Source organism: Pseudoalteromonas sp. SR43-3 (assembly GCF_014163875.1).
Lineage (GTDB): Bacteria > Pseudomonadota > Gammaproteobacteria > Enterobacterales > Alteromonadaceae > Pseudoalteromonas > Pseudoalteromonas distincta.
The window spans coordinates 14,625-39,905 of the sequence record NZ_JACJEC010000025.1 but is presented as its reverse complement, the minus strand read 5'-3'; the positions used below and the strand labels follow the sequence as shown (position 1 = coordinate 39,905).

Genomic DNA, 25,281 nt, shown 5'->3' with positions numbered 1-25,281 from the left:
ATACATAAAGCGAAACAATAACTAATATTATTGCCTCGCCCTAATAGTTTAAGATGACGATTTTTCGCTAAATCTGTCAACCCATAACGCAATGATACCATCACCCGTTACATTACACGCAGTACCAAAGCTATCTTGTGCCAAATAAAGTGCAATCATTAATGCAACCGCGCCTTCATTAAACCCAAGCATGCTTGTTAATAGACCAAGCGCCGACATAACTGCGCCACCTGGAGCACCTGGTGCTGCAATCATTACTACACCTAACATCATAATAAACGGTAGCATACCCATTAATGAAGGGACTTCCATGCTTGGCGATAAAAACATAACAGCCATTGCACAGGTTACTATAGTGATAGTTGAGCCAGATAAGTGAATAGTCGCGCAAAGTGGTACGGTAAAGTTTGCTACATCTTCTTTAACGTTATTTGCTTTACTTGATTGAAGCGATACTGGAATCGTTGCTGCACTTGACATAGTACCTAACGCTGTAAAGTAAGCTGGTAGCATATTTTTAACTAATTCGATTGGATTACGTTTTAATAGTACACCTGTCGCTATATATAAAACGCTTAACCATAACCAGTGCATAACAAGCGCTGCAATTAGTACTACGCCAAATGTTCGCAGTGTATCTACCACAGTACCCGCTACCGTCATTTCGGCAAATACACCTGCAATGTAAAATGGTAAAGCAGGGATAATTACTTTTGATAATAATCCGTCAATCACATCACGGCCCTGATCAGACACCTTTTTAAGCGTATCAAGCTCTAATTGGCTCATGCCTATACCAAATACAAAAGCAGTTACTAATGCGGTCATTACCCCCATCAAAGGTGGAATTTCTAAATCAATAAAGCTGCCAATTTCTGTAGCAACTTCTGCCTCGAATGTAATACCACCACTTAAAAAAGGGATAACAGCACTTACTAATAAAAATGCAAGCGTACCTGCAATAATTGTAGAGCTATAAGCAAACCCGACTGTTTTACCAAGTAAGTGACCAGACCCTTTTGGTAGGCCTGCAATACCTGATGCAATAAAAAATAATATAATAAGTGGAATGGTAAAGGAGATAATTTGACCAATCAGCTCTTTTACTGTGAATAAAAGTTCAACACCAGTTATAGGTACATATAGTCCAACTAGGATACCGGCCACAATACCGGCAATTAATTTTAAGATTAATTTCATTGTGATTGCTTAATTGAATTTAGATACGTGTTTTTATCATGTTTTAGACGCATTGTGTGATAAAACTATTCAAGTTACATTCATATGCACAAATATTGAACAAACACAGCTTAATTCAATACTCTTTTGAACATTTTTTAACTAAACGAAGTTTTACTCTTTAAATTTTAAATTAAGCCCGCACCTATAATAACTAAAGCACCGCTAATAATTGATTTTTATTTCGACTGGTTATAAGCCCAATAGATATATGTTATAGCCAAACTTTACTTTAGTTTTTTTAAACTCACAGTAAAGTGTGTTTATATAGTTAGTAGCAAAGGCTATTAACACGTTGATCAGATTGCATCCTAAGGAACATTATGTCTACTATTTTTGAAGATAACTCACTAAGCATCGGTAATACACCGCTGGTAAAACTTAACCGTGTTACAGGTGGGAATGTATACGCTAAAGTTGAATCTCGTAATCCAAGCTTTAGTATCAAATGCCGCATTGGTGCATCGATGATTTGGGAAGCTGAAAAGTCAGGTCAGCTTGTTGAAGGTAAAGAACTTATTGAACCAACATCTGGGAACACCGGTATTGCACTTGCATTTGTTGCAGCAGCACGTGGTTACAAGTTAACGCTTACTATGCCAAACACCATGAGCCTAGAACGTCGCAAGCTATTAAAAGCATTAGGTGCAAATCTAGTACTTACCGACGGTGCAAAAGGTATGAATGGCGCAATTGAAAAAGCAAAAGAAATTCAAGCAACAGCACCTGATAAGTATATTTTATTACAACAATTCGAAAACCCTGCAAACCCAAAAATTCACTTTGAAACAACAGGCCCTGAAATTTATGATGCGCTTGATGGCAAAGTAGACTTTTTTGTAGCCGGTGTTGGTACTGGTGGTACTATTACAGGTGTTAGCCGCTACCTTAAAACAGAAAAAGGTCTAAACGTTAAGTCTATTGCTGTTGAGCCAACTAACTCTCCAGTTATTAGCCAAACGCTTGCCGGTGAAGAAATTAAACCAGGTCCTCATAAAATCCAAGGTATTGGTGCTGGCTTCATTCCTGGCAACTTAGATATGGACTTAATTGATGGCGCAGAGCTTGTATCTAACGAAGACGCAATTGCAATGGCGCATCAGTTAATGAAAAAAGAAGGTATTTTAGTAGGTATTTCGTCAGGTGCAGCGGTTGTTGCAGCTAAGCGAATTGCTGAAAAGCCTGAAAACGCAGATAAAAATATTGTTGTTATCCTACCTAGTGCAACTGAGCGCTACTTATCAAGCCCAATGTTTGATGAAGAGTTTAGTGAACAAGAACTAGTACAATAAGTAATTTTAAGATTTTTAGAAGGATGCTTTAGGCATCCTTTTTTATTATTTATTATCCAATTTTCTATTTATTGCCTGCCATACCTTTACATCTGCATAGATAAACCACACACTTTAAAAAAACTAATTAATAATAATTAATATGAAAAAAATCACGAGTTTATTAAGTTTGGTCATCTGTTTATTTTTATCAGCCTGTGGTGACGATACCAAAACACTTGGCGACACTCCTGGCGATACAGCAACCGCTTATTTTGATGCGCTTTATAACCAGCAAGACCTTCAAAAAGCCAGCACCATGGCAACCCCCAACCTTACACGTATAATGAAATCCTACGGCACCGCTAAACAGTTTTCCCGTAACTTAGTAAATATGCAATACGATGAAGTCACCATTGAAGTTGATATGACCAATATGAGCGTCCGTGAACAATACGGCGATAACGCTAAAATAAACCTTATTTTTACCGGCTATTTAAATGGTGATAAAATTGACGAAATGCGCAGTGTAAAAATGCTTCGTAAAAAGGGAAAATGGTACATAGATAAAATTGTTGCCGACCCTTACGCTCGTTAAAAATAAATGAATTAAACATAAAAAGGCCTTACATTCGTAAGGCCTTTTTCGCTTTAGCAGGGCGTGTTGATCTTTGTGGATTGGAATTTGTTCAATCTAGGGGCGATTTAATCGCGGCGCGAGGTTTGTAACCTAGTGGGCTAAGTAAAAACCGAGCAACAAAGAGTTAATCGTCCCTAGAAAGAACCCAAAGGGCAGCGCATGTTTGGCATTTATGCTGCGTTATCGCCTATTTATGGGGAATAACCACACTACATAGGCTCTGCCTTGCCTAAAAACCAAACAGCCTGCTGCAAATTCAACCACGAAAGGTCAACACGCCCTAGTATTTAAAGTAGTGCGCTACAGCTCACCTGGTTGAAAATTATCAACTGCAATGGCTTTCTTTCGTAACTTATTAGCGTGATGCATTGCATCAGCATCCGTTTGCTCTAACAACTTATTTTCAAGTGCATAGTTAATAGCGCCTTCAATATCAAGCGTTGTTGGCACACTGCCCTTGCGCTGCCATTGTTTTAAGTCTTTAAACTGCGCTTGCATATCATGCATAGCTAAAAATGCGCTTTCCATGACCCCTGTACCTGCATTTTCATCTACATAACATAAATGCGTTAAGCGGTTTCTAAATACACCAGGTTGAGTCATACGCTCGCAAATACTTTGTGCTATTTCATCACTTGGTCTGTGGTAATGGTTTCCAAGCGGGAACACGATACGTTTAAGGATAAAATTCACAACCGGATTTGAAAAGTTTTTAAAGAAGCCATTAAACGCTTGGCCAATTTCAAATAATGAGTTCTCAATTGCATATTTTACAAATGGTAAATCAGCTTGTTGGCGCCCTTCATCTTCATAACGTTTTAAAACAGTTGATGCTAAGTACAAATGACTTAATACATCACCCAAACGCGCTGATATCATTTCTTTACGTTTGAGCTCACCGCCAAGCATTAACATTGCAACGTCTGTACAAATAGCTAAGCCTCGGCTCATTCTACTCAGTTGTTTATAATAAATAGCCGTTTCACCACCTACAGGCGCTTTAGCAAAGTAGCTACGTGTTAAGCCATGCACAAATGCCATGCCTGCATTACTTGCTGCAAATAATATATGGTTCATTAATAAACCATCAAATTGTTCAAGTGCTGCGTCGTCATCTTCCATTGCAGCGGCTTCCATTTCTTTTAAAACAAATGGGTGGCAGCGCGTTGCACCTTGACCAAATATCATTAAATTACGCGTTAGAATATTCGCGCCTTCTACTGTAATTGATACTGGAATCCCCATATAGCCATGCGCCAAATAGTTATTAGGCCCTACTTGAATTCCTTTACCTGAATGAATATCCATTGCATCATTCATTACCGTACGACCCATTTCAGTCATATGGTATTTAGCAATCGCTGTTACAACCGATGGGCTTAATTTTAAATCAATCGCACCTGCGGTCATTAATCTGCACGACTCAAGTGTGTAAGTTAAACCACCAATACGCGCAAGTGCCTCTTGCACGCCTTCAAATTGCCCTATAGATACACCAAACTGCTGGCGTACCATGGCATATGCCGATGTCATTTTTGAAGCTAAATGCCCAGTTGCTGCACTTAATGCTGGTAGTGATATTCCACGCCCTGCACTTAAACACTCAACAAGCATTCTCCAGCCACGCCCTGCACACTCTTGACCACCAATGATCCAGTCCAGTGGTATAAATACATCTTTACCGTAAGTGGTACCATTCATAAAGGCCATATTAAGGGGATAATGACGCTCACCCGTTTCAACACCCGGATGATCGGTTGGTATAAGCGCACACGTTATACCTAGCTCTTTTTTATCACCTAATAAAGCGTCTGGATCATACATTTTAAATGCTAAGCCGAGTACAGTAGCCACTGGTGCAAGCGTAATGTAACGTTTTGACCAATTTAAACGCAGGCCCATTACTTGCTCGCCATTGTGCTCACCCATACACACAACGCCTGAATCAGGAATGCTGCCAGCATCAGAGCCCGCCTCTGGCCCCGTTAATGCAAAACAAGGAACATCTGTACCATTAGCTAAACTTGGCAGCCAACGATCTTGCTGCTCTTTAGTGCCATAGTGAAGAAGTAACTCGCCCGGACCTAAGCTATTAGGCACCATAACAGTGACTGCGGCTGTTAAGCTTTTAGTCGAAATTTTTGACACTATCGTCGAATTAGCAATTGCCGAGAACTCACGACCGCCAAATTTTTCAGGAATGATCAGCGCAAAAAAACCTTCTGTTTTTAGGTAATCCCACACTTCTTTTGGTAAGTCTTTGTCTTTTTGTACAATTTGATAATCATCAAGCATCGCCAATAAGGTTTCTACTTGGTTAGCCATAAATGCGTTTTCTTTATCGCTAAGCTCTGGTTTTGGAAAGTGGTGCAGTTTTTGCCAGTCTGGGTTACCACTAAATAACTCACCATCCCACCAAACATCACCTGCCTCCATTGCCTCTCGCTCTGTTTGCGATAATGGCGGAAGCACCTTTTTGAACATTTTAAACGTAGGACGACTAATCAAGTTTAGGCGAATATCTTTAACCGCAAAAATAACCACCACCACGACCAGCAATATTATAAATATTAACATGCGCACATTCCTTACACATCGAATGAAAATAGTAACTTAATTATGACCCATCTTAATTTAAATACAATCATTGCACGACGAGTCGTGAGCCTTAACGCATTCATTTTATTGTTTTAAACATCACTGCTATTATCAACGTTTTAATAACAATAAATTAAAGGAATAGCATGACCCCTTTTAGATTTAAACTAAGTATGAGCGCCTTAATGGTAGCAAGTACTCTTGCTTTAACGGCCTGCGATGCGCAAGTATCTATCGACACTACCGATTCACCACACACTAAAAAAGCTGTAACAGCTAAAGATGCAAATACATTTATAACAAACACAGAAAAAGAACTGAGTGCACTTTATTTAGAATCGAGCCGTGCAGAGTGGATTTACGCAAACTTTATTACTCACGATACATCTGCTCTATCGGCTGAAGTTAACCGTAAAATGACCGAAACAGTCGTGCGTTTAGCAAATGAAGCTGCAAAATACGACGAACTAGAGCTTGATTACGATGCTCGCCGTAAGCTTGATAAACTAAAACTAGCACTTACACTTCCAGCCCCACAAGACGCTGATAAAACAGCGAAGCTTTCACAAATTGTCGCAGAGCTTGGCGGGCTATATGGTAAAGGTAAATACTGTAAAGAAGGCGGCACCTGTTTAAGCCTTGGCGACATGACTTCAAAAATGGCCACCAGCCGAGATTACAACGAACTACTTGATTTATGGCAAGGCTGGCGTGAAATATCAAAACCCATGCGCCCACTTTACGAGCAACAAGTGGCACTTACCAACGAAGGTGCAAAGGAGCTTGGTTATGCCGATACGGGCGCTATGTGGCGCAGTAAATACGATATGCCTGCTGATGACTTTACCACTGAGCTTGACCGTATTTGGGGCCAAGTTAAACCACTTTATAACTCGCTACATTGCCATGTTCGCGCAAAGTTAGGTGAAAAGTACGGCACCGACAAAGTACCTCAAGATCAGCCAATACCAGCGCACTTACTTGGTAATATGTGGGCGCAAGCATGGGGTAATATTTACGATGTAGTTGCACCAGAAAACGCCGATCCGGGTTACGACGTAACCGAGTTATTAGCTCAAAATAATTACGACGAACTTAAAATGGTCAAAGGGGCTGAAAACTTTTTTACCTCAATGGGTTTTGATGCACTACCAGAGACATTTTACGAGCGTTCACTGTTTGTAAAACCAAAAGACAGAGATGTGCAGTGTCATGCATCAGCATGGAATATCGATAGCAAAGACGATTTACGCATTAAAATGTGTATTCAGCGCACAGGCGAAGAGTTTTCAGTTATTCATCATGAATTAGGTCATAACTTTTATCAACGCGCTTATAATAAACAGCCTTTATTTTATCAAGAAAGTGCAAACGATGGTTTTCATGAAGCCATTGGAGACACCATTGCCTTATCGGTTACACCGGGTTACTTAAAAGAAATCGGCTTACTTGAACAAGTACCTGACGAATCTAAAGATATCGGTTTGTTGATGAAAATGGCACTTGATAAAGTAGCCTTTGTACCGTTTAGCTTAATGGTTGATCAGTGGCGTTGGCAGGTATTTTCAGGTGAAGTAACCCCAGAGAACTACAATAAAGCTTGGTGGGAATTACGTGAAAAATACCAAGGAGTGCAAGCGCCTATCGCACGTAGCGAAAACGACTTTGATCCGGGTGCTAAGTACCACGTTCCGGGTAACACGCCTTATACACGTTACTTTTTAGCGCATATTTTACAATTTGAGTTTCATCGCAGCTTATGTGAAATTGCCGGTAACGATAAAGCCATTCATCGCTGCTCTATTTATAATTCAAAAGAAGCAGGGGATAGGCTAAACGCTATGCTTGAAATGGGTTCATCTCGCCCTTGGCAAGAAGCGCTTGAAACTGTAACAGGTAAGCCGCAAATGGATGCAACAGCAATGCTCGATTACTTTGCACCATTACAAACATATTTAGATAAACAAAACGAAGGCCGCAACTGCGGCTGGTAAATAGCGCTGAACAAAAAGCCCGCTAAATTTAGCGGGCTTTTGATATTACTTTTGTATTAACTAAGTACGGGACTTAATTAAAACTGAAAACGCATGTTAGCAAAGTACGCATCGTTGTCAGAATCATCAGCGTTGTTTTCGTAACCCACCTTTACACCAATATTTTTATTGATGAAGTGCTGAGCACCAAAGCTGTAAGTGTCTTGCTTGTTGTAGTTAGCAAATACAGATGTTGCTTTTGAAAAGTAGTAGTTAGTTTCTGCTACCCATTGGTTTTCTGCGTCATCAATGCTTTCGTATTTACCTTCAAAAGTTAGGTAGTTACCTTGCTGTAAATCAATAAAGTATTTAGCAGCAACTGCACGGTAATCAAAATCGTCGTCTGATGTAAGTGTAACACCTACGTAATCTGTGCTGTTTAGCATGTAGTTGTAAGCTAAATCAAATAATGCGTAATCGTCGCCGTCTTTGTTTTCAACTAGTGTTACTTTTGCAAGTAAATCAGGGTTGAAAAAGTAACCACCCGTCAGTTTATAAAGCTCACTGTTAGAACCTGAATCTGGGTCTAGGTTTTCGTAAGATGCGCCAACAACAAATTCATTAATGAAGTATTCACCACCAACTGATGTTAAATCGCCAAAGTCGTCATCAGCATAGCCACCATATACGTTAGTTTGTTTATTGATGTATTCAAACTGATCGTACGGACCTAAAGTTTTTTTAGGAGATAAGTAGTAAATAGAATCTACAGCAACGGTGTCGTTGTTATCGCTATTTTTGTAGCTTAGGTTACTAATTGAATTATAGCTGTCTGCAGCAGCCGCAGTGCTAGATAATAAAATGCTCGAAATAATAACTGCTAATTTTTTCATTGTAAGACTTCCCTATGTACATTGCTTTTTATGCTCTAGCTGTATTGCTAAAGTCGAGGCACATGCTAACGTTAGGAAACTGAATGAAAACTTAACTAACCAGTTGTATTTATTAAGTTAATTGTAAGGAAGTGTTGTAAACTGTAAAATTAAAGTAGTTGCAACATCTAGTCAACAACTACTTAAAACATGTACTGTATTAAAGCGCGTGTTGGCTAATAATTCGGTAAACATCGTTAATATTATCGCCAGACTTAAACTCTTTACTAATTGGTGTTGGATCTGAGCCAACCCATATTTTTAGCTCGGCATCTAAGTCAAAATGGCCTGCACTTTCTTTACTAAACTTGGTAATTTTAGAGTAAGCAATACTCACCATTTCCATTTTAGAACCGGTCATACCTTGCTTATCAATTAAGATTAAGCGCTTATTAGTAAAAATAAACATATCACGTACTACTTTATATGCTTTTTCTACTTGCTCGCCGTCAATTAATGTATTGGCGAGGATTTTTTCTAAATCAGAATCGTCAACTTCGCTTGCATTACCCATAAGTCCGCTAAGTAAACCCATTATACTTTCTCCTGTTTAAATATTTGATTCTCTAATGTATGACCATTAACTAACTGCCGGTACTGCCAGTGTTGTTGATGACAAAAATTCAGTAGTGCAATATCAAGTGGATCGCTCGTTGGCTGATACTCAACTACATATTCTTTATGTTGGCTCATATACACACGACTCACACCTGCAATTGCTTGAAGCTGTTGCTCAACATTTTGATAAGCCTCGCTTAGCATTAATGTATAAAAGTGTTTATCGGTATTATTAGTTTTTGTTTGATGCTCGCTTAGTACGCCTTTATCTAAATGAAGTACCTGTGAGCATAGTCGCTCAAGCTCAGTTAAATCGTGAGAGCTTAAAATAAATGTAGCCTGTTCACTTAATTCTGATACCAGCTCACGTACTTCTCTGGCATGAATCGGATCAAGGCCTGCGGTTGCTTCATCAAGCATTACAATTTGTGGCGCGCCAATAAGTGCTTGCGCTATCGTAACGCGCTTGCGCATACCGTGCGATAAGTCCCCTGAACGCTGCTTTGCAATTTCTTTTAAGCCAACCAAATCAAGTACACGTAGCGCCTCAGTTTGGCTATGCTTAGCACCCATACCTTGTAGCTTTGCATAAAAGGCGAGTTGCTTATCTATATTAAAACGAGGGTCAAGTTGTGCGTCTTGCGGTAATGCGCTTACTTTATTAAATAAAGCAGCACTACCAGGTTTGTGCCCTAATATTTCAAGGCTGCCTTTACTTGGCGCTATATAGCCGCACAACAAACTAAATAAGGTAGTTTTACCCGCACCATTTGGTCCAACAAGTGCCACTGGCGCGCCTTTGTTAATTTCAAAGTCCACATTATTAAGCGCAAGTTTTGCTCCATACGATTTACTCAAACCGCTAGCTGTAATTAATGGTCTCATAGTGAGCTCCTTGCAAAAATACGTTGAGCAACGCTTAGTAATACCGCAGTTTGCACAAGGGGAATAGCCACAGCGCTCAATAATGGTAAATTTTGCCCCGCTAATAGCTCTATTTGCACACCCGGAAATAAATAATCAAGCAAGCCTAATGCAGGTATTTGCCATTGCAATATACCAACTACAATACCGCCTGCTGCAAAATATAAAATTGCCAATACAATAGATAAACGCGATGAGCGAGCAAAGGTATTAATTAACGTCATTAGTGCTACAAATGGGCTCAGAGTAATCACTAATATTAAAAATATAGAAAGCGCACGGGCAAAACCACCAGCCAGTAAACTTGGCTCTCTAAAACCCAATACAGCGAGTGTAGCCACAAGCGTTATACCCACTAAGCAGGCTAATACTCCTAGCTGCCCTAAAAAACGGCCAAACAGTATTTCAAAGCGAGTGGAGCGCAGTGATAAAAACCTTAGTGTGCCGCGCTCTCTGTCGCCTACCGTTTGGTCGCTACAAATAAATAAACCAAAAACGGGAAAGCTATAAAGGGCTATTAACCAGTACATAGCAAATTCGGCCTCAGGCCAATCCAATAATTTACTTAAACCAATAGAACCTGATATATCACGGGCTATTTGCTCAAAATCGGGGGCACTTACAATGCCTACTGCCTGCCCTATTGGGTAGCGCAGTATTATTAGCCACACCAATGCAAAGACAGCTAATGCAATAAGTCCACGTTTAGTTAAAAACATACGTACAAGCTCAAATCCCGCTATTTGCGTTAATCGCCCTACGTTTATCGGTAATGGTGTTGCCATTGACTATCCTTAATGACTTTTTATTTTCTGTGTATTTATCCACACTAAGTGTAAACACCTTGAATTACCAGCAAAAAAAGCTCACCTGTGGTGAGCTTTGTAACAATACATTTAAATGTAACAGTATAAATTGCGATATAAATTATAAATACTGCTTATAAACCTCAAGTGCTTGGCTTAAATCGCTAATTAAATCTTCAACATCTTCAAGGCCTATGTGCAAACGAATAACCGGCCCTAAATCCCAACCTGTATTTGAGCGCAACCCTTTCATGGTTAAATTAGCCGTTACCAAACTTTCAAAACCGCCCCACGAAAAGCCCATTTTGATATGCTCAAGGCTATCTAAAAATGCATCAATCGCTTTTTGATTGCCGGTTTTCATCACAAATGAAAACAACCCATTACTGCCATCAAAGTCACGTTTAAAGAACTCATGCCCTGGGCAGCTTTCAAATGCAGGGTGTCGAATATGATCAACAAGCTCATGTTGCTCAAGCCATTTAGCTACTTCTATTGCTGCTTTTTCATGTTGATTTAAACGCACACCCATTGTACGCAGGCCTCTAAGCGCTAAATACGCATCATCGGCACTGGTACATTGCCCTAGTAAGTATGAGTTTTCTCGCAAGGTTGGCCAATACTTTTTATTAGCAACAGCCACCCCCATCATCACGTCTGAATGGCCAACAATATACTTTGTTGCAGCTTGAATACTAATATCAACACCGTGCTCTAACGGGCGATAATGCAAGCCGTTACCGTAGGTATTATCAAGCATGGTCATTACGTTGTGCTCATTGGCTACTTTTACCATAGCGGGCACATCTTGCACTTCCATCGTAATAGAACCAGGGGATTCTAAAAACAACACTTTAGTATTTGGCTGAATGTAATCTTTAATACCTGCGCCAATGGTTGGCGGGTAATAGGTTGTTGTAATGCCCAGTCCCGCTAAAATTTTATCGCAAAAGTCGCGAGTTGGTTCGTACACGTTATCAACCATTAAAATATGATCACCGGTTTTTAAAAACGATAAAAATACTTGGCTGATCGACGCAGCGCCACAAGGGTACAATGCACACCCTTCGCCGCCTTCAAGTTCTGTAATCGCTTCTTGCAGCGCAAAGTGTGTTGTTGTTCCTCGGCGCCCATAAAATAACGTTTTATCGCCACGGGTTTTAGCTGCTTCTTTTAAATCGGCTACAGTATCAAATACAATGGTAGATGCACGCTGTACAACAGGGTTTACTACGCCATGTGTATAGGCTTTTTTTCGCCCTGATGATACCAGCTGAGTGTTTTTATTACTTTTACTCGACATTGTTAATCCTTAAGGGTTTGTGCGCCAATGCTCAATTAAATAACGAGAGATAGAATCGGTTCTAGGCAGCTTTAAATGCTCGCCTTCTTCGTGCCAATTACCAAATTGCTCTAAGTCTTCACGACTAAACCATTTTGCATCGTCTAGCTCTTCTTTATCTACGTTAATTTGCTCAGATGTCGCCTCTGCAAAAAAGCCAAGCATAATTGACGATGGGAACGGCCATGGCTGAGATGCAACATAACGTACGTTATCAACTTCTATGCCTGCCTCTTCTTTAACTTCACGCGCAACAGCTTGTTCCAGTGTCTCCCCTGGGTCTACAAATCCAGCAAGCGACGAATACATACCTGTGGGCCACGCAGCTTGGCGACCTAATAAACAGCGTTCTACTCCGTCAGCAAAGACTTTAGTAACGACCATAATTACCGCAGGATCGGTGCGCGGGAATGTAGGATGCTTACAGTTTTCGTTTTCACATACACGAGAATGCCCGGCTTCCACTGAACGGTTTTTACTACCGCAGCGCCCACAAAAACGGTGCGTGGCATGCCAATAACATAGCCCTCTCGCAAGGGCTGCTATTGAGGCATATTTAATGGTTACTTGAGGCCCATATTGGCGAATATCAAAAAACTGAGCGCCCTCTATTAAAGGCGAAAGTACGCTTTCATCCAGATCAGAGACATCCAATGCAAACACACCATGTTTAGCATTGTTTAAACCAACAAAAATAGCACTCGTTAAATCTAAATGTGCCACTTGTTGATACGTTAAATAGCTTACTTTAGGGGTATCTTTAATAAATAGGGTTTGATTATTTTTAACTAAAACCCATTTACTTTGCGCCGACATTTGCGCTTTAAGCCACGATGGGTCTTTACGAAAATTTGAGCCTCTGTCTAGTGGCATGTTGCTGTAATGAAGCATGTAAGTCCTTGGTAACTCGTTATGCTTTAAAATTACCATAATCATTTAGCAAACCCAATTGATTACAGTAATAAAAAAAGCCTATATAAGGCTTAATTCATCTATTACGGCTTTGTATTAAAATCTCTCATGTTGCAGGCACTTAGCTTGCACTTTTTTAACTATTTTTTACTGTTAAAGTAGCAAAGTATTATCAATTAAATGAAATTGCTCTGCGCTTTGTTTTAATACCTCAGCAGTTAACCTGTCAGCACCGTATACATCGCACGGTACATTATATTGATTTTTTAAATGCCCAAGTAACAAAGCAAAGTCACCATCGCCAGAGAGCAAAATAACCTTATCAAGGCTTTTACCCTGCTCTAACATGTCTATTGTTATGCCTACATCCCAGTCACCTTTTGCACTGCCATCACGGCGTTGAATAAATGGCTTTAGCTTTACCTCAAAACCAATCGCACGCAAAATATTTTGAAACTGATTTTGCTTTTCATCTCCTCGATAAATTGCATACGCAAAAGCACACTCAATATTGTATTGCGCCTCCATCATTCGCCAAAACGCATTGTAGTCAAAATTTTTTCCGTAGCTTTCGCGGCACGTGTAATAAATATTTTGCACATCAACAAAAATACCGACCCGTGGTTTCGTGCTTTGCTGCTCGTTTTGTAAAGTCATTTAGTGTCCTAGTGAGGATTAATAGCAATAAAAGTAACGTTATAAAATAAGTGTACCTTGCAATTTATATTTAAGTAACCTAAATTAGTTACATACCCTTATGTAACCAATATTGGTTACATGCTAAAAAGTAACCATTTTGAGATTTTTATGATTGGTGTGATCAGCGGCGATATTATTAAATCGCAAACAATCCCTAAGCAGCAATACGATGCCATGCTTTACCAACTAGAGCAAAGTTTGCGAAATATTTCGGGTGAGCAAACCCTTTGGAATATATACCGAGGCGATGCCTTTCAGTTACAAGTTAACAATCCTGAGCTCCTTTTTAAAAATGCCATACTTGTATATTTACACCTTAAATCGTCAGGTTATGAACTACGACAAAGCTTGGCGCTTGGGCAAATAGATAACCCACGCAGCGATATAAAAACAGCAACCGGTTCTGCTTTCACTCTTTCGGGACAAGGCCTTGATAAAATAGGCAATCAACGCTTTGTTTTTAATATTAACGAGCAGCAGCTCGATGAAAGCTTAAATCTTAATTTAGCCTTTGCCGACGTATTGCTCACTAAAATCACACAAAAACAAGCAAATGCCCTGTATGTCTATTTAACATCACCAGACAACAGCCACGCGGCACTGGCTAAAGAGCTTAAAACAAGTCGCGAAAACGTAACCAAACTACTAAATTTAGCGCACTACCAACTTATAGAACGCTTTATTAAACACACACAACACGTTATAAAAAATATAATTAAAGGAGGTGAATAATGGCGTTTTCACTTTTACTGGTCGCGCTTATTATTGGCCACTTACTCGCTGATTTTTACTGGCAACCTATGAGTTGGGTAAACGACAGAAATACCCGTCACTATAAAGCCAGTAAGCTTTATTTTCATGTACTAGTGCATGGTGTAACAAGTGCACTCATTATTACCGTGTGGGAATACATATTCGGGTGGCAGCAACTAAGCAGTGTTTTAATTGCCACGGCGAGCATTATGTTGAGCCATTACTTTATTGATATAGCTAAATCGTATTCTAATAAAGGCGTGGTGCCTTTTTTACTAGATCAAATAGCGCACATACTCGTTATTATTGCGCTCAGTATTTGGTTAACAGATAACAGTAGCTTTATGGCTGCAATTAAAAATATGCTCACTGATCCCAAAATACTGTGGGTGGTATGCGGTTATTTAATTATTTTGAGTCCCAGCGCCGTATTTATAAGAATGATGTTAGAGCGTTTAACAAGTAACTTTTCAAGTACTGGTAGCTTACCGCTTGCAGGGCAAAGCATAGGTATGCTTGAGCGCGTACTTATGCTGAGCTTTATATTGCTTGACCAATTTGCAGGGCTTGGCTTTTTACTTGCGGCAAAGTCGGTATTTAGGTTTGGCGATTTAAGTGCAAGCAAAGATAAAAAACTTACCGAGTACGTTATGCTCGGCACATTACTTAGCGTAAGTGTTACTGTATTTGTAGGTTTAGGTATTAACTATTTAATCAGGCAGGCAATACAGTAAGTACAAATTACAGACAATAAAAAACGCGCTGCTTCTATTTAATTAAAGAAGGGAGCGCGTTTTTTGTATCTGCCTTTAACTAAATTCTAAATTAATTAAACACTAGTGCAATCACTAATAATGATTAATCATTATTTGTGCGACGACGGCGTTGGCCATTACCGCCAACAGATTCACGCTTTGCCCATGGGTTTTGCGCGCTGTCATCTGTTTTAGCAGCTGGCTTTTTAGAACCACCACGGCGTGGGCCGGTACCATTACCACCATTGTTCGGCTTTTTGCTGTTAGGCTTGCTGCTATCAGATTTAGGCTTATTAAAAGGCTGCTTTTTCTTAGGCTTTTTAGCCGGCAGTGGGCGAGCATCTAATGCGCGTTCAGCTACTGGATTAATAGGCTCAAAACCGTCTTCTTCAGCACGTGGAATAAGCTCACCAATAAAGCGTTCAATACCGTATAAATCAACAGCATCATCAACCGTTACAAACGAAATCGCATGACCCGACGCACCAGCACGGCCTGTACGGCCAATACGATGAACATAATCTTCATATACGTTTGGTAAGTCGTAGTTAACAACATGCGGTAATTCAACAATGTCTAAACCACGTGCAACAATGTCTGTTGCTACTAATACGCGTACTTCACCACTTTTAAAACCATCAAGTGCTTTAACACGTGCGCCTTGTGATTTATTACCATGGATAGCCGCGGCTACAATGTCATCGCGTTCAAGTTGTTTAACTAAGCGGTTAGCACCGTGCTTTGTACGGCTAAACACTAATACTTGTTGCCAATCGTTAGTGCGAATTAAGTGGCTTAGCAATGCTGTTTTACGTGTTTTATCTACCGCGTAAACGCACTGAGTAACACTTTTTGCAGTGGTATTTTTTGCTGCAACTGAAATTTCAACTGGGTCATTAATTAACCCTTTAGCTAATGCTCGAATTTCATCTGAAAATGTAGCCGAAAACATCAAGTTTTGACGTTTAGCAGGCATTTTAGCAATTAAGCGTTTAATGTCGTGAATAAAGCCCATGTCTAACATGCGGTCAGCTTCATCGAGTACAAGCACTTCAACGCTATCAAATTTAACTGCATTTTGATTATGTAAGTCGATTAAACGACCCGGCGTTGCTACTAAAATATCAACACCTTTACGAAGACGCTGCATTTGTGGGTTAATTTTAACGCCACCGTAAACTACGAATGAGCTCACATCAGAATGCTTAGCGTACTCTTCAACGTTTTCACTTACTTGCAAAGCAAGTTCACGTGTAGGCGTTAAAATAAGCGCACGTACGTGGTTACTTTTAGCTTTAGGGCCCGACGACAAGCGCTCAATAAGTGGTAATGTAAAACCTGCTGTTTTACCTGTACCTGTTTGCGCTGCTGCCATAACATCACGGCGTTCAATAATTGCAGGAATTGCTTGAGCCTGAATCGGCGTTGGCGTTTCATAGCCCTTTTCTAAAACCGCATTAACCAAAGACTGTGATAAACCTAAACCTTCAAAACTCATATAAACTCTCTTTTAAATAAGGCTACATTAGCCAGTTGCGCGCATTATACCTGTAGTAGCTAAGAATGCATGCCATTATTTACGTTGCAGGCAATTGAGCATAGTTTATTAAAGTTAAACCTGTGATTAAGTTGCTCAAAAATGCAAAAAACGGCCATAAGCCGTTTTTTGTTTATACTTAATTACCCTAAGTATTAGAGTTACTTAACACCTAACTCACGCAAACGTTCTTGCAAGTAGCTATCTGCCGTGTAGCGCTCTGAAAGCACAACATCTGGATGCGGGTGTAAAAATAACGGTAATGAAATACGCGATTTAGTAGATGCTTTACCCGTTGGGTTAATTACACGGTGAATTGTCGATGGGAAATACCCGCCCGACGCTTCTTGTAGCATGTCGCCGATATTAATAATTAAGCTGCCAAAATCACATGGCACGTCTAACCAACCGCCATCTGTTTTTTGAACTTGTAAACCTGGCTCATTAGAAGCTGGTAATACAGTCAATAAATTAATATCGCCATGGGCTGCTGCGCGAATAGCACCAGGCTCTTCATCACCCGTCATTGGTGGATAATGTAGGATACGTAACAATGTTTGCTCAGAATCGGCAATCATGTCTTTTAAATCAATTGAAAACTTAGCACGCACATCAGCTGGTGCTTCAGCCTGAACCCAGCTTAATAATGTGCCAGCAAATTCACTTGCTAAACGGTAGTATTCACGTACATCAGCTTCAAGCTGGGCAGGAACGCGACCTTTAGGGTACACATGAAAGTACTCTTTAATGTCTTTTATTGTAAAGCCTTTCGCTACTTCTGATACTGAAGGCGGAAAGTAACCGTCTTGAGTTTCTTTAGAGAATAAAAAGTCGTGCTTTTGCTCTGAGTTAAAAAAGTCTTGCCAATTTTTGTAAATAGACTCAACTAAAGACTGTGGGATTGGGTGGTTTTTTAAAACGCCAAATCCAGTATTTCTTAACGATTCAACAAATTGTGCAGCCGCATCGGGAGCTTTATAATCAACAGTAGGTAATTGCATTGTACGTTCCAGTGAATAGGTTGTGTGAAGTGAGTTGCTTTTAATAGTGCTAAATTACTTATATAAAGTAGCAAAGCCTTCATTATAGCGCTATGCGAGGATAGACAAATGACCTCAAAAACATAAGGACATATGTCCGCAAGGCATAGTCACTGTCACTTTGTTTGATCAAGATCAACTAATAAAAAAACGTTGAATTTGCAAGGTTTAGTAACTATCTCTGGTTTATTATTAGAATATATTTTATTTGTGTAAATAAGGCTCCCCATGCGACAAAAAGTATCTTTTAAAAGCGGCGATTTAGAACTTGCCGGCCAACTTGAACTTCCCTCTGGTGACGTTAAGTTTTACGCGCTATTTGCACACTGCTTCACATGCGGAAAAGACATAGCAGCAGCTACACGTATAAGCCGTGCACTTACGCAACAAGGCATAGCTGTACTGCGTTTTGACTTTACCGGTTTAGGCAATAGCGATGGCGACTTTGCTAACAGTAACTTTTCATCGAACATTCAAGATTTAGTTTCAGCGGCTGATCATCTGCGTGAGCACTTTGCAGCGCCGCAATTACTAATTGGCCACAGTTTAGGCGGCGCTGCGGTACTGGCTGCTGCTGAGCACATTCCTGAAGTATCGGCCATTACAACTATTGGTGCACCGTCAGATGCGCAGCACGTAGCGCATAACTTTGAAGCACATCTTGATGAAATTAACGCAGCAGGTGAAGCTAAAGTAAACTTAGCTGGTCGTGAATTTACCATTAAAAAGCAATTTATTGACGATATAGCCAAGTACGATAAAAGCCACATTAGTAAGCTTAAGCGCGCATTATTAGTAATGCACTCCCCTATTGATGCAACTGTAAATATTAGCGAAGCCGAAAAAATTTACGCATCAGCTAAGCATCCTAAAAGTTTTATTAGCCTAGATAACGCCGATCACTTACTTACTAATAAAAACGATGCCGACTACGCTGCAGAAATTATTGCAACGTGGGCTAATCGCTACGTTAAATATGACAAAACAAAATACGCCGCAAGCCTAACGGGTGGCAATGTACTTGTTGAAGAAAAAGATCATGTATTTACTCAGCACGTAAGCACCAAAGATCATACTTGGCTTGCCGATGAGCCAATAAAGGTAGGCGGTAAAAACTTAGGCCCCGATCCGTATCATCACTTATTAGCGGGGCTTGGTGCCTGTACGACAATGACACTGCGCATGTACGCTACACGTAAAAACTTAGCGCTAGAGCATGTTAAAGTAGAACTTGATCACACTCGCGATTACAACAAAGATTGCGACGATTGTGAGCAAACCGGTAACCTTGAAGCCATTACCCGTAAAATCACCTTACGTGGCGACTTAACAGAGCCTGAGCGTCAGCGTTTACTCGAAATAGCCGACAAATGCCCAGTGCATAAAACACTACACAATAACCCAGTTATTGTAAGTGAACTGGTAGAATAACTGCCGTGAAATTAATATAGCGCAGGTAACACTGCGCTGTGATTTAACTTTTATAAACCTAATTTTTACTATCTAAAAATCCCTCTACTTCTTTACTCATTCTATCCACCAGCCATTTTGGCCCGCCATCGTACATATCGTTATGACGCGATTTTTCTATCATTATTTGCGTAACAGGAAACTTATTCAGCTCTGAATCGTTTAACAGCACATTCGCATCAGCTGGGTAATCACTACCGCGTAGAGTAAGTACGTGAATGTTTTTATTGCGCGGGATCAACATGCGGCGATGATCGAGCGTAATAATAGTGCTAACTTCGTTTGGATAAATAGAGCCATATAATGCGGAAATATCCCCGCCGTTTGAGTGCCCAAATAAGGTGAGTTTTGTAAAGTCGTACGCTGGGTATTTACTCGATAGCTCATTAACTAAAAACTTAAGCGTTACTACGCCACGATGCCAGTTTTCCATGCGAGTTGTTAAGTAAGGCTGCTCACGGTTTAAGTAAGGGTCACTTTTTAGCTCATGTGCAACGGCTATTGTTAAATATCCACGCTGATTAAACGCATTACTGGCAAACGTATACCCGTTATGGCTAATCCCGTAACCTGCGTTAATAAACGCTACAGGGCATTTTACTTGCGCTGTACACTTAGCATTGTTACTTGGCAATGTAATATTGATAGGAATAGTGCGATTGCGGCTTTCATCAGTCATAACGCCATCGTTTGCATAGCTTGTCGCGCTTATTGCTGATGTGCTTATATCTGATGCACTTAGAGCTAGTGCGCTTAACATAAAAAGCTTTTTAAGTGTTTTTTGCATATTTAAACTTATATAAATTATTGTTTTTAATTAAAAATAACTTTTACTTTATAGGTTTGCATTCTCTATTGACAAACTATGCGATAATAGCCGCCATTGTTTAAATATATTTAGTAAAAGATCCAATAAATGAAATCATACAATAGCATTCAAGAACGTATAGAAATTTTAGAAGACAAACTAACGGCAATACATGACGAAATCGAAACACTAAAAACCCCTGCTAAAAACAACAATGAACGTATTATTTTTAAGTTTATTGAAACAGGCAGCACAGGTAAAACGAAGGATTTTGTTCGTGAGTTAGGTATTAAATCACCACGTGACGGTTTGTTTTCATCAGGAGACGTTACAAAACTAATTAAAGATGGCGCTGAAGATATTTCACCAGCGTTATTAGAAATCGCAAGACAGCTTGCCAGTGCACGTAATAAAAATGGCCCTAGCCGTTAATTACGCAGTTACGCAGTATCTAGAAGCCCAGCTAAGCTGTCGCTTCTAGTTAGTAATCATATTAAACTAAATTAATCACAAAGCTCTATATTAAGGCTGGTAAGCAAATTAAGTGCTTCGAAGCGATCAAACTTAGCATTCGCTAACATATTATTATTCAAATCTATATTAAATGCTGTCGCACCTACAAAATCACATTTTGTTAGGTTAGTTTGAAAAAACTCACTATCGCGAAAATCTGTTCCTGTAAATTCACTACCGCTTAAATCAGCATGTCTAAAATCAACATTTTTGGCAAAGCAGTGTGTTAGTTTGAGGGCTTTGAGGGTTAATTCAAAAAAAGAACTATTACTGAGCTCGCAATAATTAAAGCTCACCGGTGCGTTAATACTAAGCGCTGGCCAATCCACGTCAGTCCATTGCAGACTATTTAATTTACAGTGGCTAAAACTTACATCTTCAAGCGAGCTGTAGTTCCATTTTAGTGACGATAAATTACAGTTTTTAAAGTTGCACTGTATAAATCGGCAATTTTTAAACTGCCCGCCTGAAAAGTCGCAATCGGTAAATGTGCACTCTTCAAACTCAGAATTTTCAGTTAGTTGCTCTTCGCGCTGCAAAGCATTAAATTGCTCGTCGAAGTAGTGATTATTATTTGAAATTGACACTATTAACCTAGTTTTTATTGGGCGTAGACGTTATTTTTAGGTAAATCTTTTTTAAGCGCAAGCACTGCAATAAAAATCAAAGCAAATAGTGGAAATAGCGCTAAACAACCACCCACAAAAGCTAAAACTCCAGGCATAGTACTTTTACGCTTACCTATTTTGTAGCTAATTACAGCAAAAATAGGAATACTCAGCACAATAAAAAAAACTAAAAATTCACCAAATAAGGTGGCATTGATCGACATAATAATTCCTTTTTCGTCTATTCGATTAAAATACATGTTGCTGTAAATTTAACCACAAAAAAACCCTTAAGCATATAACTTAAGGGTTTTTAAATTTAGCTCAATAAGCTAAACAAAAATTACTCTTCGCTAGGTATCGCTTTTTCAACAACACTGATTGCAAGCTCAGCTAACGAATCCATATTAGGCTTACTAGGCGCGTTAGTTAATAAACACGACGCTTGTGTTGTTTTAGGGAAAGCAATAACGTCACGAATGTTATCGGTACCACATAAAAGCATTGCTAAACGGTCAAGACCAAATGCTAAACCAGCATGTGGTGGTGTGCCGTATTTAAGTGCATCAAGTAAAAAGCCAAACTTGTCTTGTTGCTCTTGCTCGTTAATACCTAAAATTCTAAATGCAGTTTCTTGCATATCTGCATTATGAATACGTACCGAACCGCCACCCACTTCGTAGCCGTTTAATACCATGTCGTAGGCATCTGAAATAGCCGCAGCTGGATTTGCTTCAAGCTCACTTGCAGTAATATCTTTTGGTGCAGTGAATGGATGATGCACAGCATGTAATGTGCCTTCGTCATCTTCTTCAAACATTGGGAAGTCTACAACCCAAAGTGGTGCCCAACTATTAAGGTTAGTGATTTCTAAGTCAACACCAATCTTAACGCGCAGTGCGCCCATTGCTTCATTTACTGTATTGCGCTTATCGGCACCGAATAAAATAATATCGCCAGACTGTGCATTAGTACGCTCAAGTAATTTTGTGATTACGTCTTCGCTTAAAAACTTAGCCACTGGTGATTGAACACCCTCAGCGCCTGCAGTGTGGTCATTTACTTTCATCCACGCCATGCCTTTAGCGCCGTAAATACCAATAAACTTAGTGTAATCGTCAAGCTGTTTACGAGAAAGCTTAGCGCCACCCGGTACAGTTAATACAGCAACACGACCTTTTTCGTCGTTAGCTGGACCTGAGAAAACATTAAACTCTACATCTTTAACTAAATCTGCAACATCAACTAACTTCATTGGGTTACGTAAATCAGGCTTATCAGAACCGTAAAGGCTCATTGCCTCGCTGTAAGGCATGATTGGAAAATCGCCTAAATCAACGTTTAACAATGTTTGCCACATCTCGCGGATCATTTTTTCAGTCATACCACGTACTTGATCAGAACTCATGAACGAGGTTTCTATATCTATTTGGGTAAATTCTGGTTGACGATCGGCACGTAAATCTTCATCACGGAAACATTTAACAATTTGGTAGTAACGGTCAAAACCCGACATCATCAACAATTGCTTAAATAACTGTGGAGACTGTGGTAAAGCGTAAAAACTACCTTTATGAACGCGGCTTGGCACTAAGTAATCGCGTGCGCCTTCTGGCGTTGCTTTAGTAAGTACAGGTGTTTCGATATCTAAAAAGCCGTTTTCATCTAAAAAGCGACGAACAAAGCTGCTTGCTTTAGCACGTAATTTAATACGGTCACTCATTTCTAGACGACGTAGGTCTAAGTAACGGTATTTTAAACGACGCTCTTCTGAGTTTACTTGGTTAAAATCAAGTGGAAGCGGTTCAGAGCGGTTAATAATTGTAAGCTCAGTACCTAAAACTTCAATTTCACCTGTTGCCATATCTTTATTTACTTGGCTATCAGGGCGTGCACGTACAGTACCTTTTAACTGAACACAAAATTCTTGGCGAAGTGTGTTAGCCGAACTCATTAACTCTTCAATGTCAGAGTCGAATACAACTTGTACTAAACCTTCTCTATCGCGTAAATCGACAAAGATAAGTCCACCAAGGTCACGTCGTTTGTTGATCCAGCCACATAGTTCTACTTCTTGATCTACGTGAGTTTTATTTAGCTGTCCGCAATATATAGAGCGCATAGTTTTCCTGTCAGATAAAAGGCTTAAACGGTTAAAGTTATTTGTTTTAAGGCGTGTGATTTAAAAAACAGGTCACCACAATACAAATAAAGCCGCTAGCAATCTAAAAATAATCAAATTAAGCCCTGCATTATACTCAACTAACATTAAGATGCTAGGGCGTGTGCCGCTTTTGCCCCTGAATTTACAGCAGCTCGTTTTGTTATTTGCTACACTATCGCCACTTTATAATAAGGCGCTAGTTTGTATGTTATATATTGGATGCCCGCAGTGGTCGAGTAATGCATGGAAAGGCAATTTATTTTCAAGCCAATGTAAAAACGCCGATATGCTTAGCCAATACGCCCAACACTTTAACTCTGTTGAAGGTAATACCAGCTTTTACGCTGACCCATCGCCAAGTACCGTATTGCGCTGGGCAAACAGCGTACCCGATGATTTTAAATTTACGTTTAAGTTTAATCGTCGCTTTAGCCACGAGCTGCACCTAACTAATGTTCAAACCGAGCTCACTGATTGGCTTAACTTGTTCTCCCCTATTTTAGAAAAAACCGGGCAAATCATGCTGCAATTACCTAAAGCATTTGGCCCTGGTGACTTACCCAAGCTAGCCCAATTTATTAGCCTGTTACCAAAAGAGGTTAATTACGGTGTAGAGGTACGTCATACTGCGTTTTTTCAAAAGGGTGAAGCCGAAATTGCGCTTAACCAATTATTAATGGCAAATAACATAAATCGTATATCGATGGATACTCGCGCCCTATTTGCGGTAAAACCAACAACCGAAGCGCTAATAGATGCACAGCAAAAAAAGCCCCACTTACCGGTACATGCAATAGCTACAAGCACGCAACCCATGGCGCGCTTTGTAATAGCCGATTTACAAAACGACTATAAACCCTTTTATAAACCGTGGCTAAGTAAAGTAAAACAATGGCTTGATGAAGGAAAAATCCCTTATGTGTTTTTTCATACGGCAGATAACCGAGAAGCGCCATTATTAGCAAGGCAGTTTTGCAAAGACCTTGGTTATGATCACAAAGCATTAAACCCATTTACTGGCGAAAAAGAAGCCCACCAGCAAGCACTTTTTTAAAAGTAAAACGACAGAGAAACAATAATGAGTGAATACGCACGTTACTTTACCGGCTACCCAGCTAACATCGTTGAGCAAGTATTAAGCCTTATAAATAACAAAAAGGTATGTGACTACTTACTTAAAAAGTATCCGCAAGCACACACTATTACCAGCGATAAACTACTTTATAGCTATGCAACCGAGCTTAAAAAACAATATTTAAAAAATGCGCCACCATTTGGTCGTGCGGCGTTTAAAAAACAAGGCGACATGGTGACCAATGCACTCGGTACACATACGTATCGAATGCAAGGTAAAACCCGTAAACACGATTTAGCGATAAACAGCGACTTGCTCCGCGCTCCCGAGCCGTTATTAAAAGCGTTAGTGGTACATGAGCTCGCCCACTTTAAAGAAAAAGACCACAACAAAGGTTTTTATCAACTTTGCTGCCATATGGAGCCGAGTTACCACCAGCTAGAGTTAGATTTAAGAATTTTTTGTGTGGTAGTCGCAATGGGAGAAAATCCTTATTTAAAATAAGGATTTTAGCGTTATTTAACTGAGTGAAAATAAAGCTCATGCTTAAGTTTATGTTTCCTTCCATACTCAGTCTTTTATCTCCGTAAGCAGCTCACAACTTAACGCCAGCCCTTAATAAAAAAAAGTTTAAAACTACATAATTGCCCTACATTTGAGAACT

General features: G+C 39.8%; 24 protein-coding genes. 9 read left to right on the top strand and 15 right to left on the bottom strand.

Annotated features, from left to right (window positions below; genetic code table 11):
- Positions 1 to 48: 48 nt before the first annotated feature.
- Complete coding sequence (locus tag H5088_RS18550) at positions 49 to 1,200, bottom strand: dicarboxylate/amino acid:cation symporter (protein ID WP_182696260.1); 1,152 nt, start codon at positions 1,198 to 1,200, stop codon at positions 49 to 51.
- Between the two features lie 362 nt (positions 1,201 to 1,562).
- Here H5088_RS18550 and cysK point away from each other — a divergent pair, with 362 nt between their 5' ends.
- Together cysK and H5088_RS18540 are read left to right on the top strand one after the other, a co-directional pair.
- A complete protein-coding gene (gene cysK, locus H5088_RS18545) occupies positions 1,563 to 2,531 on the top strand; it encodes a cysteine synthase A (RefSeq protein WP_002963138.1) in 969 nt (322 codons plus the stop codon).
- Between the two features lie 142 nt (positions 2,532 to 2,673).
- A complete protein-coding gene (locus H5088_RS18540) occupies positions 2,674 to 3,108 on the top strand; it encodes a hypothetical protein (protein WP_002963139.1) in 435 nt (144 codons plus the stop codon).
- A gap of 342 nt (positions 3,109 to 3,450) precedes the next feature.
- On the opposite strand, the gene H5088_RS18535 is transcribed toward H5088_RS18540, so the two are convergent.
- Positions 3,451 to 5,727: an acyl-CoA dehydrogenase gene (locus tag H5088_RS18535; protein WP_182754113.1), complete on the bottom strand. Its 2,277-nt coding sequence runs from the start codon at positions 5,725 to 5,727 to the stop codon at positions 3,451 to 3,453.
- Positions 5,728 to 5,894: 167 nt separating this feature from the next.
- On the opposite strand from H5088_RS18535, the gene H5088_RS18530 reads away from it, so the two are divergent.
- On the top strand, positions 5,895 to 7,742 hold the full coding sequence (locus tag H5088_RS18530) for a M2 family metallopeptidase (RefSeq protein ID WP_182754110.1): 1,848 nt from the start codon (positions 5,895 to 5,897) through the stop codon (positions 7,740 to 7,742).
- A gap of 77 nt (positions 7,743 to 7,819) precedes the next feature.
- On the opposite strand, the gene H5088_RS18525 is transcribed toward H5088_RS18530, so the two are convergent.
- The 7 genes from H5088_RS18525 to H5088_RS18495 form a co-directional block, all read right to left on the bottom strand.
- Entirely contained in the window at positions 7,820 to 8,614 is a 795-nt protein-coding gene (locus tag H5088_RS18525; RefSeq protein ID WP_002962833.1) for a putative porin, read from the bottom strand.
- 199 nt (positions 8,615 to 8,813) lie between these two features.
- Complete coding sequence (locus H5088_RS18520; RefSeq protein ID WP_007377979.1) at positions 8,814 to 9,188, bottom strand: PH domain-containing protein; 375 nt, start codon at positions 9,186 to 9,188, stop codon at positions 8,814 to 8,816.
- Positions 9,188 to 10,096, bottom strand: a complete 909-nt coding sequence (locus tag H5088_RS18515; RefSeq protein WP_182754108.1) for an ABC transporter ATP-binding protein — start codon at positions 10,094 to 10,096, stop codon at positions 9,188 to 9,190. The genes H5088_RS18520 and H5088_RS18515 overlap by 1 nt, the downstream gene beginning before the upstream one ends.
- Positions 10,093 to 10,920 carry an ABC transporter permease gene (locus H5088_RS18510; protein ID WP_182754106.1) on the bottom strand — a complete coding sequence of 276 codons (828 nt, stop codon included), beginning with the start codon at positions 10,918 to 10,920 and terminating at the stop codon, positions 10,093 to 10,095. The genes H5088_RS18515 and H5088_RS18510 overlap by 4 nt, the downstream gene beginning before the upstream one ends.
- Before the next feature lie 142 nt (positions 10,921 to 11,062).
- The gene (locus tag H5088_RS18505; RefSeq protein WP_182754104.1) at positions 11,063 to 12,244 is read right to left on the bottom strand and encodes a cystathionine beta-lyase; all 1,182 of its coding nucleotides are present in this window, start codon (positions 12,242 to 12,244) and stop codon (positions 11,063 to 11,065) included.
- Positions 12,245 to 12,253: 9 nt separating this feature from the next.
- The gene (gene nudC, locus H5088_RS18500; RefSeq protein WP_138490003.1) at positions 12,254 to 13,174 is read right to left on the bottom strand and encodes an NAD(+) diphosphatase; all 921 of its coding nucleotides are present in this window, start codon (positions 13,172 to 13,174) and stop codon (positions 12,254 to 12,256) included.
- A gap of 174 nt (positions 13,175 to 13,348) precedes the next feature.
- Positions 13,349 to 13,852, bottom strand: a complete 504-nt coding sequence (locus tag H5088_RS18495; protein WP_182696255.1) for an NYN domain-containing protein — start codon at positions 13,850 to 13,852, stop codon at positions 13,349 to 13,351.
- 150 nt (positions 13,853 to 14,002) lie between these two features.
- On the opposite strand from H5088_RS18495, the gene H5088_RS18490 reads away from it, so the two are divergent.
- The gene (locus H5088_RS18490; protein ID WP_007586990.1) at positions 14,003 to 14,626 is read left to right on the top strand and encodes a hypothetical protein; all 624 of its coding nucleotides are present in this window, start codon (positions 14,003 to 14,005) and stop codon (positions 14,624 to 14,626) included.
- Positions 14,626 to 15,381, top strand: coding sequence for a DUF3307 domain-containing protein (locus H5088_RS18485; RefSeq protein WP_182754102.1), 756 nt, complete (start codon positions 14,626 to 14,628; stop codon positions 15,379 to 15,381). The genes H5088_RS18490 and H5088_RS18485 overlap by 1 nt, the downstream gene beginning before the upstream one ends.
- Before the next feature lie 124 nt (positions 15,382 to 15,505).
- On the opposite strand, the gene H5088_RS18480 is transcribed toward H5088_RS18485, so the two are convergent.
- A complete protein-coding gene (locus H5088_RS18480) occupies positions 15,506 to 16,900 on the bottom strand; it encodes a DEAD/DEAH box helicase (protein WP_182754100.1) in 1,395 nt (464 codons plus the stop codon).
- Positions 16,901 to 17,100: 200 nt separating this feature from the next.
- Positions 17,101 to 17,940, bottom strand: coding sequence for an isopenicillin N synthase family oxygenase (locus H5088_RS18475; RefSeq protein WP_008172584.1), 840 nt, complete (start codon positions 17,938 to 17,940; stop codon positions 17,101 to 17,103).
- 267 nt (positions 17,941 to 18,207) lie between these two features.
- Here H5088_RS18475 and H5088_RS18470 point away from each other — a divergent pair, with 267 nt between their 5' ends.
- The gene (locus H5088_RS18470; RefSeq protein WP_182754098.1) at positions 18,208 to 19,410 is read left to right on the top strand and encodes a bifunctional alpha/beta hydrolase/OsmC family protein; all 1,203 of its coding nucleotides are present in this window, start codon (positions 18,208 to 18,210) and stop codon (positions 19,408 to 19,410) included.
- A gap of 58 nt (positions 19,411 to 19,468) precedes the next feature.
- Here the strand turns inward: H5088_RS18470 and H5088_RS18465 are convergent, their stop codons facing one another.
- Positions 19,469 to 20,236 carry an alpha/beta hydrolase gene (locus H5088_RS18465; RefSeq protein WP_182754096.1) on the bottom strand — a complete coding sequence of 256 codons (768 nt, stop codon included), beginning with the start codon at positions 20,234 to 20,236 and terminating at the stop codon, positions 19,469 to 19,471.
- Between the two features lie 129 nt (positions 20,237 to 20,365).
- Between H5088_RS18465 and H5088_RS18460 the strand changes: the two genes are divergently transcribed.
- A complete protein-coding gene (locus H5088_RS18460; protein WP_002959968.1) occupies positions 20,366 to 20,689 on the top strand; it encodes a hypothetical protein in 324 nt (107 codons plus the stop codon).
- A gap of 71 nt (positions 20,690 to 20,760) precedes the next feature.
- Here H5088_RS18460 and H5088_RS18455 read toward each other — a convergent pair whose 3' ends face one another.
- From H5088_RS18455 to aspS, 3 genes are all read right to left on the bottom strand, one after another.
- Entirely contained in the window at positions 20,761 to 21,357 is a 597-nt protein-coding gene (locus tag H5088_RS18455) for a pentapeptide repeat-containing protein (protein WP_182754094.1), read from the bottom strand.
- Between the two features lie 14 nt (positions 21,358 to 21,371).
- On the bottom strand, positions 21,372 to 21,602 hold the full coding sequence (locus H5088_RS18450) for a hypothetical protein (RefSeq protein WP_182716719.1): 231 nt from the start codon (positions 21,600 to 21,602) through the stop codon (positions 21,372 to 21,374).
- Positions 21,603 to 21,721: 119 nt separating this feature from the next.
- Positions 21,722 to 23,500 carry an aspartate--tRNA ligase gene (gene aspS / locus H5088_RS18445; protein ID WP_182675658.1) on the bottom strand — a complete coding sequence of 593 codons (1,779 nt, stop codon included), beginning with the start codon at positions 23,498 to 23,500 and terminating at the stop codon, positions 21,722 to 21,724.
- A gap of 247 nt (positions 23,501 to 23,747) precedes the next feature.
- On the opposite strand from aspS, the gene H5088_RS18440 reads away from it, so the two are divergent.
- Together H5088_RS18440 and H5088_RS18435 are read left to right on the top strand one after the other, a co-directional pair.
- Positions 23,748 to 24,596 carry a DUF72 domain-containing protein gene (locus tag H5088_RS18440; RefSeq protein ID WP_182754092.1) on the top strand — a complete coding sequence of 283 codons (849 nt, stop codon included), beginning with the start codon at positions 23,748 to 23,750 and terminating at the stop codon, positions 24,594 to 24,596.
- A gap of 24 nt (positions 24,597 to 24,620) precedes the next feature.
- Positions 24,621 to 25,121 (top strand): M48 family metallopeptidase, encoded by a 501-nt coding sequence (locus H5088_RS18435; protein ID WP_007586965.1) that lies wholly within the window; start codon positions 24,621 to 24,623, stop codon positions 25,119 to 25,121.
- Positions 25,122 to 25,281: the final 160 nt, after the last annotated feature.

Coding starts and splice junctions, on each gene's coding strand:
- aspS (WP_182675658.1), bottom strand. CDS start 23,500: ATGCGCTCTATATATTGCGGACAGCTAAATAAAACTCACGTAGATCAA.
- H5088_RS18550 (WP_182696260.1), bottom strand. CDS start 1,200: ATGAAATTAATCTTAAAATTAATTGCCGGTATTGTGGCCGGTATCCTA.
- H5088_RS18515 (WP_182754108.1), bottom strand. CDS start 10,096: ATGAGACCATTAATTACAGCTAGCGGTTTGAGTAAATCGTATGGAGCA.
- H5088_RS18520 (WP_007377979.1), bottom strand. CDS start 9,188: ATGGGTTTACTTAGCGGACTTATGGGTAATGCAAGCGAAGTTGACGAT.
- nudC (WP_138490003.1), bottom strand. CDS start 13,174: ATGCTTCATTACAGCAACATGCCACTAGACAGAGGCTCAAATTTTCGT.
- cysK (WP_002963138.1), top strand. CDS start 1,563: ATGTCTACTATTTTTGAAGATAACTCACTAAGCATCGGTAATACACCG.
- H5088_RS18490 (WP_007586990.1), top strand. CDS start 14,003: ATGATTGGTGTGATCAGCGGCGATATTATTAAATCGCAAACAATCCCT.
- H5088_RS18450 (WP_182716719.1), bottom strand. CDS start 21,602: ATGTCGATCAATGCCACCTTATTTGGTGAATTTTTAGTTTTTTTTATT.
- H5088_RS18465 (WP_182754096.1), bottom strand. CDS start 20,236: ATGCAAAAAACACTTAAAAAGCTTTTTATGTTAAGCGCACTAGCTCTA.
- H5088_RS18525 (WP_002962833.1), bottom strand. CDS start 8,614: ATGAAAAAATTAGCAGTTATTATTTCGAGCATTTTATTATCTAGCACT.
- H5088_RS18535 (WP_182754113.1), bottom strand. CDS start 5,727: ATGTTAATATTTATAATATTGCTGGTCGTGGTGGTGGTTATTTTTGCG.
- H5088_RS18480 (WP_182754100.1), bottom strand. CDS start 16,900: ATGAGTTTTGAAGGTTTAGGTTTATCACAGTCTTTGGTTAATGCGGTT.
- H5088_RS18540 (WP_002963139.1), top strand. CDS start 2,674: ATGAAAAAAATCACGAGTTTATTAAGTTTGGTCATCTGTTTATTTTTA.
- H5088_RS18485 (WP_182754102.1), top strand. CDS start 14,626: ATGGCGTTTTCACTTTTACTGGTCGCGCTTATTATTGGCCACTTACTC.
- H5088_RS18475 (WP_008172584.1), bottom strand. CDS start 17,940: ATGCAATTACCTACTGTTGATTATAAAGCTCCCGATGCGGCTGCACAA.
- H5088_RS18470 (WP_182754098.1), top strand. CDS start 18,208: ATGCGACAAAAAGTATCTTTTAAAAGCGGCGATTTAGAACTTGCCGGC.
- H5088_RS18510 (WP_182754106.1), bottom strand. CDS start 10,920: ATGGCAACACCATTACCGATAAACGTAGGGCGATTAACGCAAATAGCG.
- H5088_RS18460 (WP_002959968.1), top strand. CDS start 20,366: ATGAAATCATACAATAGCATTCAAGAACGTATAGAAATTTTAGAAGAC.
- H5088_RS18505 (WP_182754104.1), bottom strand. CDS start 12,244: ATGTCGAGTAAAAGTAATAAAAACACTCAGCTGGTATCATCAGGGCGA.
- H5088_RS18440 (WP_182754092.1), top strand. CDS start 23,748: ATGTTATATATTGGATGCCCGCAGTGGTCGAGTAATGCATGGAAAGGC.
- H5088_RS18530 (WP_182754110.1), top strand. CDS start 5,895: ATGACCCCTTTTAGATTTAAACTAAGTATGAGCGCCTTAATGGTAGCA.
- H5088_RS18435 (WP_007586965.1), top strand. CDS start 24,621: ATGAGTGAATACGCACGTTACTTTACCGGCTACCCAGCTAACATCGTT.
- H5088_RS18495 (WP_182696255.1), bottom strand. CDS start 13,852: ATGACTTTACAAAACGAGCAGCAAAGCACGAAACCACGGGTCGGTATT.